This is a genomic window from Arthrospira sp. PCC 8006, from assembly GCF_046480465.1.
GTDB classification, from domain to species: Bacteria; Cyanobacteriota; Cyanobacteriia; order Cyanobacteriales; family Microcoleaceae; genus Limnospira; species Limnospira platensis.
The window spans coordinates 1-11,088 of sequence record NZ_PKGG01000177.1 but is presented as its reverse complement, the minus strand read 5'-3'; the positions used below and the strand labels follow the sequence as shown (position 1 = coordinate 11,088).

The 11,088-nt window shown below is 47.7% G+C and carries 10 protein-coding genes and 1 pseudogene; 1 reads left to right on the top strand and 10 read right to left on the bottom strand.

Annotated features, from left to right (window positions below; translation table 11 throughout):
- The 10 genes and pseudogenes from B9T16_RS20600 to B9T16_RS20555 all read right to left on the bottom strand — a co-directional run.
- A pseudogene (locus tag B9T16_RS20600) lies at positions 1-342 on the bottom strand (hypothetical protein); the annotation flags it as partial.
- 243 nt (positions 343-585) lie between these two features.
- On the bottom strand, positions 586-1,794 hold the full coding sequence (locus B9T16_RS20595) for a YbjN domain-containing protein (RefSeq protein WP_158307582.1): 1,209 nt from the start codon (positions 1,792-1,794) through the stop codon (positions 586-588).
- Positions 1,795-1,901: 107 nt separating this feature from the next.
- Entirely contained in the window at positions 1,902-4,217 is a 2,316-nt protein-coding gene (locus B9T16_RS20590) for a DUF4157 domain-containing protein (protein WP_235181485.1), read from the bottom strand.
- 94 nt (positions 4,218-4,311) lie between these two features.
- A complete protein-coding gene (locus tag B9T16_RS20585; protein ID WP_006616704.1) occupies positions 4,312-4,446 on the bottom strand; it encodes a DUF6760 family protein in 135 nt (44 codons plus the stop codon).
- 5 nt (positions 4,447-4,451) lie between these two features.
- Entirely contained in the window at positions 4,452-4,796 is a 345-nt protein-coding gene (locus B9T16_RS20580; protein ID WP_035737281.1) for a hypothetical protein, read from the bottom strand.
- Positions 4,797-4,972: 176 nt separating this feature from the next.
- Positions 4,973-5,275: a hypothetical protein gene (locus B9T16_RS20575; protein ID WP_006616706.1), complete on the bottom strand. Its 303-nt coding sequence runs from the start codon at positions 5,273-5,275 to the stop codon at positions 4,973-4,975.
- Positions 5,276-5,352: 77 nt separating this feature from the next.
- Entirely contained in the window at positions 5,353-5,856 is a 504-nt protein-coding gene (locus tag B9T16_RS20570; RefSeq protein ID WP_006616707.1) for a phage tail protein, read from the bottom strand.
- Between the two features lie 13 nt (positions 5,857-5,869).
- Positions 5,870-6,367, bottom strand: coding sequence for a phage tail protein (locus B9T16_RS20565; protein WP_006616708.1), 498 nt, complete (start codon positions 6,365-6,367; stop codon positions 5,870-5,872).
- Positions 6,368-6,719: 352 nt separating this feature from the next.
- The gene (locus B9T16_RS20560; RefSeq protein WP_006617730.1) at positions 6,720-7,277 is read right to left on the bottom strand and encodes a phage tail protein; all 558 of its coding nucleotides are present in this window, start codon (positions 7,275-7,277) and stop codon (positions 6,720-6,722) included.
- A gap of 92 nt (positions 7,278-7,369) precedes the next feature.
- The gene (locus B9T16_RS20555) at positions 7,370-9,097 is read right to left on the bottom strand and encodes a phage tail sheath family protein (protein ID WP_006617731.1); all 1,728 of its coding nucleotides are present in this window, start codon (positions 9,095-9,097) and stop codon (positions 7,370-7,372) included.
- Between the two features lie 753 nt (positions 9,098-9,850).
- On the opposite strand from B9T16_RS20555, the gene B9T16_RS20550 reads away from it, so the two are divergent.
- Positions 9,851-11,088: DUF4255 domain-containing protein (locus B9T16_RS20550; protein WP_410245640.1), on the top strand; the 1,238-nt coding region annotated here is incomplete at its 3' end.

Below are 11,088 nucleotides of genomic sequence, written 5' to 3'. Positions count from 1 at the left end.
TTGAAGCGGCTGCTGCGGTGTCCCATTCGTCGGGTTATCCCTTTGGGCTAAAGTCTGAAACACCCTCTGCATTGGCGCGTTGGGTTCCCCTTTCATCTGGATATCATCATCCTCCGTCCGTTGTATCGGTTCTGGCGATCGCTTCGTATTAGCAAAAACCGGGATATTAGCTAAATCGAACCCAGAGGACTCCTGCTGAAACTGCATTTCTGGCCGTGTCAGCTCCTGGTCTCGCCCTGCAAAATTCGCATCCTGAAACGGTCGAGACTGAAACTGTGCCTGGACAGGAACTGCATTGCCTTTCGCTTCATTGTGGCGTTTTTTCCGGCGTTGGATTTTCATCAGTATGTCCTCCTAACTTAGAGCTGATTTGTATACAAAACTTTAATAAACCTGAATTGTTGGCTGGGACTGAATTCAACTCACTTCAGAAATTAGAGTCTGAGCGATCGCGTTTTTATTATAACTCAAAAATTGACCGGTTGATGTCAATAAATGTAATTTTTGATGCAAGGACGGCAACAACCGGCAATTAAACCATCAAAACACTCACAAAAAATTGACCCTTTTCAAAAAATTTATTTATTATGGTTCGATTTGACGGATGGCTTCTGGCGGAAATTGATGACCTTCCATCACCATCATCAGGCCCGAAAAATATCGCTCTACCGTCTCAACATTGGTGTAGATCAATGAGTGAATTTGATGCCGGCTCAACGATCCACCTTCGACATCAATACTCGTTTTATATCGAATTTCACCGTCGCCAAAGTCCATTTCAAAATTGCCGATGCAGAGTCCATAGTTTGCTCGGCAAATAAATTCGGCAACTTGAGGAATTTTTGACTCGGGTACTTTAGCCACTAAAATCGAGTAAAAAATAACTTGTTGTTCTTCTTCTCTGACTTTTGCTTCGCAGATCCACCCTCGTGTTTGACCGTCAATTTTGAAAAACAAAATATTTTCTTTGGGGGGGATTTTTGCCCACTTAATCCCTTCTTCTTCAAACCAATTAATCACCATATCAGTCAAACTTTCGGACTGTTGTTTTTTCTCTGTGTAGGAGATGGGGGATTTTTCCGGTAAATTTTTGACCAAATTTTCTAAAATAACGTTGACCGAATTGATCAGATTTTCCAACAAATTTAGTAGGTCAAATTCATCGATGTATTCGGGGGAAATTTTTGGCTTTATTTCACTCAAACTGTCGATAATTACGGACGCTTGTTCCGACAGAAATTGTTGTTTGTCGGGAGACAAAGTTTCGGATTGGTTGGATTGCAAAAAGCTCAAAAATTGGACTATACTATTTAAGGTAACTTCTTGAAAATCTTGGCCCAAAAAAATATCTGACCACCCCACAAAATCCCATAAAGTTCTATAGTTGACTATCCGCAAAGCAAACCAACTCTCAGTCCGACCCATTTCCGATCCATTTTGGCGATCGCACCATTCCCAAAATCGACTGACAATGTGTTGCGGATCGTCCCCCGCTTGAATTAGCCTTTTTAATAACACAGGAGATAACAATAGGGTAATTTGAACGTCCCCAGATGACACTAAATTGATCGCCTCATGCCAACCCTCTAATACTTCTGGCGTGATATAAAATAAGCGATCTTGAAGAATTTTTTGATAAGTTAAACTCCCCACTTTTGCCGTCAATTGCAGTGCGGTCACTTGCCTTTCGGAACCGAGTAAGCGCAGGTACTCTGCATCTAAATCAATGAATTGTTCGTCAATTCCTTGCATTACAAATTTTCGTTCAACAGGAAAAACTAAATTTTCAGTCAATTGTTTTCTCCTTTCAACTGTTCCGATCATTTAATCCTATCGTGAGGCATCGGATATTTTCACTTTTCCCCTATCAACTCCATACCGACACGCAACAATCGACCGTCTCAGGAAGACCCGAGTTTTCGCGCAATTTGTTCGACCATATGATTTTTTAATTTATCTTCTAAGGCTTTATTTTTTTTCTGTTTATTTTCCAGGCGGTCTGATTGTTTTTTCATCTTTTTGTCCGATTTTGTGAACTCTTTATTTCTTTTCTCGGCGGTTTTTTTGTCTTTCTTTTTTTCCAATATTTGATTGTATATATCGCCGTATATTTCCATCATATTTTCCGCTTCTAAGCCCAGACGTTCAATATCCTTGATGTTCAAGTATTTCTTAATTGCCTGCATCTGTGCTTGACGATAATCATATTCTAATTTGTCCGATTTCAGGACTCCTTCTTTCGCTTGTTGCATCGCTTCTACAGGTAAACCTAACTTCTGTAGCGCTTTTTCAGCCAAAGCATCGCCCGCCCGCAATTTTTCATAAAGCAGCGTCGCGATTTCATTCCGTTTTTTACCTAGAATACCCCCTCTCCGTTTCCTAAACCAATGACCAATTTTGTACAGCAGCAATCCCACTGCGCCCAGTCCCCCCAAGGCGGCTAACGCGGCACCAATTGCCCATCCAATTGGGTTGGAAGCCAGAACTAAACCGATAATTCCTCCTCCAATACTAGCTAATCCAGAACTAAAAGCCAGAGCTCTTCTGCCACTTTTTTCATATTTTTGATCGATCGCATACTCCACGGCATTGACGACATCGGGATTGTACTGTTTGAACCCCGGATTTTGACTTTTAGTTTCATGCAGCAACTCTTTCAAAGAGTTTTTGGTCTGAATTGATTTCGCCATTGCACAGGCATCAATTACCGATGTAATGGCAGCAAAGAAGACTCCGGCTATACTGGCAATTTGGGCAACGATACTCACGACTGGACTCACTGCATTAAGCACCTTAGCAGCCCCACCAACAGCCGTATTCAAGCCTTCTCCCGCAGTGTATGCTGCCCCCTCAATTTTGGTTCGCTTATTTTTTGAACCAACATCCTGAATTTTCTGATTGGCTTGCTCCTGTTGCTTTGGTACTAAATCCGAGTTTTTTGGCAGTTGTGCTTTGGCTTCTTGGGAGACAATTTCAAATTTAGATTGTTTCGGTGGCGCTTCCTCTGCTGCCGACTCTTTCTGGTAGAGTTCCGTTACAACCTGAGACAATTCCGGATTTTTAGACAGTAATTTTTCGAGTTCTCCTCCCGCCTCCTGACCGACATTTATAGACGTTTGCACCTCGGTTCTACTCGGCAATTTATCCCCGTCAATTGTGGGCATATTTTTGCTCACATAGCGCTCTGCAGCCTCTTGAATTTGTTTCGGATCTTCTCCTTCACGTTGAATTTTGGCTTCGGAAACCCTACCGACAGGAAAAAATTGCGGGGAATTTTGTCGGTTAATTTTTCTGACACCCGGCCCCGAACCTTGCTGTACCACATGGGTCAACTCGTGGGCGATGAGCTTTTGTCCGCCCCGACTCTCCGGCTGATACTCTCCCTGTTTAAAAAAGATATCTTGACCCGTCGTAAATGCCTTCGCTTGGATGGATTGATTCAATTGACTCGCTTGGGAATTATCATGAATCCTCACACCCCTAAAATCTGCCCCCATYGCCTGTCCCATTTGAGACTGTAAATGCTCATCTAAGGGTTCACCACCACCCTTTTCTCGTTGAATTGATGACTCTAAATCTGCCGAAACTTCCCCACCCGCACTCGCTGTCTGTGGCTTCATCTGTACATCACCATCATCATCAAATTCCTCCTCATCAGACTCTCGCTGTAGGGTATTTGATAGCTCTTCTTTTTTCTGCAACTGAGAAATCCTCGGAGTCCTCAGCAACTGTGGTTGTTCCTGGCCTCCTTCTGCTTCCTGTTTCTGAACCTCCGGGTGCGTGGGGGGAGATTGAATCTGGTCTACAACTACATCCGCCACCCGGTCCGCTTCCTGTTCGTATTTATCCCCTACCGCCCCCACCGTCAGTTTAGCTTGAATCGGCTGCTGCGGTGTCCCATTCGTCGGGTTATCCCTTTGGGCTAAAGTCTGAAACACCCTCTGCATTGGCGCGTTGGGTTCCCCTTTCATCTGGATATCATCATCCTCCGTCCGTTGTATCGGTTCTGGCGATCGCTTCGTATTAGCAAAAACCGGGATATTAGCTAAATCGAACCCAGAGGACTCCTGCTGAAACTGCATTTCTGGCGATGCCACCTCCTGGTCTGGCGGCGCAAAATTCGCATCCTGAAACGGTCGAGACTGAAACTGTGCTTGCATCGGTGCAGAGCCAATTGATACTTCGGGTGAACCTTTCTTTCTACGTTGTATTCTCATCAGAAGCCCTCCGATTAGCTTGATCTGATTGCTCTAAATTTAATTAATCATCATCAAAAAGGCGATCGCACCTTAATTTTAAATCAAAACGGAATTATTCTCCCAATTCTCCCCGAACCAAATCCGCAATTTCCCCGATCCAGCGTTGTCGTTCTCCATGTTCGAGATTAAGAATATCAGCCCGAGACCAGTGGAAATAAAAAGCAATAAAGGCTACCTCCCGATACAAATCCTCTAGGGGGTAGCCCGCAACTCCCCCGCCAGAGAAATCCCAGCCTCTGGTGGATTAATCTGATTATATACCCCCTGTAAATAGTCCAAATCCGCTAAAAACAATCCCTCCAAGATATCCGGTCCCACCACAGAAATCTCCCCCAACTGGACAATGGATCGCGACAGCATCACCAAAACTCCATAGCTGGGATTTTCCCTCACCTGCAGATCTCTTTCTCGGAAAAGTTCATCCCACCCTGTCAGCGATCGCATGATTACCTCTCGATGCAAAGTTCCCTCCCCGTCCAACAATCCAACGGGGAGGGTAAAGCAAAATTGGGTCTGTGGCAAGTTTTCCGACAACATTAGATTAGGGACTAGAGAGTTTTGTAGCAGCCGGTGCTAGATAGGCCTTAATTAAACACTGGGGACACTGGCGCACCCGCTTTAGCAGAATAGGCTCCTACTAGGAACCCCCCCGCCTAAAAGCCACGGAGGATGTCAATTTCCTATCGTCGCTCTAAAAACGCGCCCAACTTTAATTAATCAGAGTCCGACTTGACCAAGCCGTTAATTTCCCGGTAGAAATCTTGCAGATAAGCCAAATCTACCGCAAACATATTCTCAATCACCGCCGTGGACACTTCCTGTAAACTACCGAGTTCAGTAATCACCCTGGCCAGGATAATCACAGTTGCATAGGCGGGATTCATCTGTACACGAGGATCGCGCAGCGGGATAATCTCATCGATCGCCCGCGACAGTCGCATCACCCCCTGTTGGTGCAGGTTCCCTTCCGGGTCCAAATACCCCTTGGGTAAAATAAACTCAAACTCCGTTTGCATCGTTTAATCGTGCCTTAGCAAAAGAATCGGGCTTTAAAGTCCCGTGTAACTACCTCGCGCCCAGCGCGGCGAGTACGTCACAAGATACGTTCAAACCCTTCGCAAGCAATTTCCAACTCCTCAACGGCTAAATCGCTTCCCGATGCCATATTATCGGTGATGCTATAACTAACCGGCCAGCCGCCACTAAAAGCAAACCGCGCCCCTTCCGAACTATCCTGACGGTAAATGGTCAAAAAACCATTTTTAAACTTAGATACCCAACCGCCATCATGGACAGTCGCGATCCAATCCCACAGTGTAGTGGAAGCCGTTAGTCCCCGACGCAGAGAAAAATTATCAACACTGTTGTTACCCGGAAGTTTAGTGCAAATCACCTGACCTCGAGTCGCCTTTCCCCACCTTTTTGGGAAGACCTCATTGTGGGTAATGACAGTCTGGGAATATTTGAACCCTCGGCACTCCATAAAGTAGCCATCCACATCATCCCGGCTGCCGTCCAAATGCAAAGCCACATAAAAACGGCAGGCGGTCAGAACTTCATAGAGATGATGTTTTTGGTTAATTAAATCACCAATCATGCCAATCGCTACCCTAACTAAACACTACACTTGTTCCCAAAGTTGCTACTTTCTGCAACCCGGAATGGCTAATTTCAATGGTTTCCTTAAACAGATCCGTTGAATCGGAACTAGCTTGGGTGGTTGTATATTTAGCGGGGAGACAGTCCCTCAAATTCCAACGAGCCCCCTCCGAGCCATCCTGTTTGTAAAGTACCAAGGAAGCATCACTCACCTTGGCGATCGCATCAGTTTTACCACCAAGCATCGCCGGCGGATGACAGTCGAGATACCATTTTACCAGGGCATCATTTTCAGCGGTAGTGATAAACTCCAGAGTCATATTTTCAAAAGTCACCGATGCTGGGGTAATTTGAGTTGCGCTTCTAACGTCTTTTCCCGAACCGATAGACTGTCCCTCTGCCGCCGGGTCGATACTAATAGAAATTCCACTCACTTTGGAAATCAGCAAACGAGTATTATTGCCAAATTCAAAGTAAAACCGCGCAGAAGTCAAATATTCATAAGCCATAATTTAAATCTCTCCTAACTGATAAGCGATTTGAAGGTCTTGTAGGGGCGGGTGCTAGATCCGCCACGGGAAAACCAGCCAACTACCTGCACCCGCCCTTCTTCTTTCAGGGGACGGGAAAACCAGCCAATTCTGGACCCGCCCTTCTTTCAGGGGACGGGAAAAACCAGCCAATTCTGGACCCGCCCTTCTTTCAGGGGACGGGAAAACCAGCCAATTCTGGACCCGCCCTTCTTTCAGGGGACGGGAAAACCAGCCAATTCTGCACCCGCCCTTCTTTCAGGGGACGGGAAAAATCAGCCCGATTCGATCACCCGCCGCCGATGCTGATTTACCCGAACTTACCCATAAATTAAACCGCAGCCCCACTCCTCATGCTGCCAACTTGACCACCCATAGCAACCTCTTTGGTAATCATTTCAGCAACGATTTCGTAGGTTTCAACCGCCAAATCCCCCGAGGTCGAGTCCATATCAGCGATCGAATACTTTTTCGGCCAAGCACGTTCGAGGTTCCAGCGTAAAACCTCTTCTCCGTCAGGAGAATACAGCACCACAGAACCACTAGCCCGGTACTGAGACCATTTCCCTTCTCCTCCCTCTTCCGGTGGTAGACAGGCTTTGAACCAAGCAAATAGCTGGCGGCTGGCATCGTTGGGGTCGTCGCTGATGTAAGTTTCGATGGTCATCGACGGGTTGGTTTCGTAACCGGCGATCGTGCTTTGGCGAACCCGGCGACCTTTGCGACCAGAACCCAAGGCTTTATCACCTCCGGCTACTTTTCCCTCGTAGGTCAGGGCTGCCATACTTTTGATATAAGCATTTTGGACAATATTCCCAACAGTATCATTGCGAAAATCAATTTGATACCGGGTGGCGGTAGTGGTAAAAACCGGAGCAGCACTACTCATAATTCGATTCCCTTGTGTAAGTGTCAATATCAAAAAAATCCCAACTGCCTCCAATCGGTTGGTTTTGGAGGCAGAGATTTAAGAGAGTTGGCTTATTCGCCTTCACCGTCAGCCGTCCACTGGCTGATGCGGAATATCACAAATTCAGCCGGACGCACTGGACAGACACCCACTTCCACAAACAGCCGACCCAGCATCATGCTTTGGGGGCTATTGAGTTCAGCATCGCACTTCACATAAAAAGCCTCACTGGGACTGCCACCGATTAAGGCTCCCGATCGCCATAATTCAGTTAAGAAGCTGCTAATGGTGCGTTTGACCCGCTGCCAGAGGTCTTCGTCGTTCGGTTCAAACACCACCCACTGGGTACCGTTTTCGATAGATTTTTCGATGTAGCTCATCAGACGGCGAACGTTGATATAACGCCATTCAGTTTTGTCGGGTTCCACCAAGGTACGAGCGCCCCAGATCCGGATACCCCGGTTCTCAAAAGGCCGGATACAGTTGATGCCAATAGGGTTCAGCAGTTCCTGTTCTCGGAAGTTGCACGGGTGAGTTAGACCGATCACACCTCGTGGGACTTCGTTAGCAGGCGCTTTGTAAACCCCCCGGGTTTCGTCCACCCGCGCCCATACTCCTGCCATGTGGCCGCTGGGGGGAATAGCTATGGGTCGTCCGGCGTTGCGGGGGTTCGGAACTAGAATCCACGGGTAGTACAGTGCCGCAAATTGCGATCGACGGTTAAATTCTATGCTCAACCAACGGCTGATCTCTTGCGGTTTTACCCGATCAGGCGGCGGGTCAAGGATGATCATTCGGTTGGGGGCGTTGGGGATGTCCCCGTCTGCGGCTCCCTCGCACATACTCACCATCAAGTCCATTAGTCCGTGGAGTTGATCAAGATCAATCAATCCCTGTTCGTAGACTTTCATTAAGTCTGGACAGCAAATGATAGTTACTTCGTCGATTTCAAACAAGCCCCGAATCCCGGTGCGCTCCTCCCTCACCCCTTCTACATGGCGCGCTAAGTTTTCTGTTTCTGCAATGATCGCCCCAGGACTAACTTCATACACCCCGTTAGACGGGCGACGGGCTAGGGGACTGCCACTGATGGCTAAATCCGTGGCGATAATATACTCAGATGCCTCCAGAGCGCTAACCACATAATCGGCTACTGCTGTTTCGATGTCTGGATTCATACTCAGGTGTGGGAACCGTTCGAGTTCCTCACCTCCCTGGCGAATAACTACGGTGAAAAATTCCCCTGTATTAGCAGTGACGATCGCTTCTGATGCTTCCGTTTCTTCGCTGGGGGGTTTGGGGTATCCTTCTGTAATTTGTACCCGGATAGAGCGATCGCTCACAGCCAGAAACCTGTTTTGGGAACTATCTGTTAGGGAACCCTCAGAACCACTATCTTCCGCATTTTCACGGATGGAAAATCTTAACGAAGGACGATTAGCGCGGTTGACAATTTCGGTTCCCGTTTCCCTCACTTCCGGCTTAGGAGAACCTGGGAGTCCTGTTCCCATGCTAGTAATCCAGCAACGACCGCCGCCGTTGAGAAACCAACCGTACACTGAAAAGGGAAGATAGGCTCCGAACTCCGTAAAACCGTCCGAGTTAGTTCGACCGAAGTATTCCAGATACTGCTTCCAACTGGTTACTAACATCGGCTTAAAAGGTTCAGCCCCACCTCGGATATCCTCCGTGAAACCGACAAATCCCGCTACAGCGGTGGGAACACCCTGAAGAGGTCGAGAGCCGCGATCGACCTCCTCAATGTAAACGCCAGGTGCAAAATAGTCAAGCCTAGCCATAAAATTTTTTCTCCCTGATATGGGTGGTATGTATGGAAGACAGCAAGTATCCCACTCTCAACTAAGTAGGGTGGGGCTTTCTCATCCTGAATAACTCTGGTGCGTCAGGTAGAATTTCACCGGGTTTCCCGATAATTTACCCGGTCTGACGCACCCTACAGCGTCAGGTAGAATTTCACCGGGTTTCCCGATAATTTACCGGGTCTGACGCACCCTACACATTCGCGACACTTTTTCGGCTATTCCCCGAAGCAGTTGCCGGCAAACCTCATCCTTCAATAACTGCAAGAATTAGCGCGTCATTACCTTTCTTCTCCTTTGACAACAGAAGAATTTTTGCCAGCATTCAAAAAACCTGGCAGCTAGGGAAGATCAACAATCCAGTAATGTCCAGTTTTTACTTATTTACTACCTATTGTATTAGCTCAATCACAGCCACCCAAAACCCCGTCGCTTCCTCCGAGTTTTCGGGGATGCTACAAAATCGCTTGATCTACAACGATTGCAGTTGTTGAAAATAATACAGCCAAACCTATAACAAATATACTAATTTTTACAACCATTGTTTAAGTGAATTAAAGTTTTGTGAATATTTGTGAATTTCTTGTTAATATATATAAAATTGGCGGTTGAATCCGATCGCACTCAGACTGAAAGTGGTATTAAATAATGGAAGATCAGAAGATCATCAGATTAGTTCTCATAAATCCGCGCATCCCATCATTCCCACCCCTTTAACTGGCCAAATCAGCCATGAGCAATCATCTAGCGGTCGCGACCGCCACCGCGACCTTACAGCGGATTATACAGCGAGCCGTGCAGAGAGACGTGGACGGAGCGCGAGTCACCACCGTGCGCCCAGACGGTTCGAGCGGGTCAATTCCCGAAACAGGTGTGAATCTATACCTGTATCACATCAAACGTAACCCAGCCCTCACCAACCAAGACACCCCCAACTTCCAACGACGGGGGGACATGACCCGACGCAGACAAGCGGCGATCGACCTATTCTATGTGGTATCCTTCTACGGGAATGATGGCGATCTCGAACCCCAGCGCCTGCTGGGTAGCGTCGTCCAAACCCTGGAAGACCAGTTAGTATTGAGTGCGGACACCATCCGATCGACGATCGCCGATCCCACCTTTACCTACCTCGCGGACTCCGATCTGGCTGAACAAGTCGAACAAATCCGCTCGGAATTTATCTCTGTCTCCACGGACGAACTCTCTAAAATCTGGTCTGTGTTCTTCCAGACCCCCTACGCCCTGTCCCTGGTGTACAAAGTGACTGTCATCATCATCGAAAGCGACATCGCCGGACGTTCCGCCCTACCTGTGCGCGATCGCATTTTAGGCGGTACAGTCTTTCCCAAACAACCCGTCATCACCCAAGTGGTCGCCGTGGGAGGTAAAAATCAACCCATTTTCAGTAACAGCATCCTCTCCATTCGTGGCCAGCATCTCTCTGGTGTCTTAACCCAAATCCGCATCGCTCAAGTAGAAGTAACCCCCCAAGTCCTCAACAGTGGGGAACTACGGCTCCCCTTGAGCCTGATTTCCCCCTCAGTGCTACGCGCTGGCGTGCAAAGCCTACAAGTCATTCACCTAAGCGCCCCACCCGCACCCCCCCGTAATGGGTCTCAGGTAGGGGGAACCACCACAGCGACTACCAGGCGTAAAACTCCCGCCCGTGTTCCCCAAGTGGAATCTAACGTCGCCCCCTTCGTCTTGCGCCCTACCATTGATGCGGTCACAGTCCTAGATTTAGATGGATTTGACGATGAGCCACGGTCGGGAACCCTCAGCATTAGCCTTAATTTGGCGATCGCCCCCGGTCAGCGAATTGTCCTGATGATGAACGAATACAACCTCAATAGCGATAATCCCGTGGGCTACCTATTCACCGCCCCACCCATTACTCGCGCCACGGCTACCGTCTCCATCCCCATTCGGGAAGTCAAACCCGGAGAATATTTAGTGCGAGTCCAAAT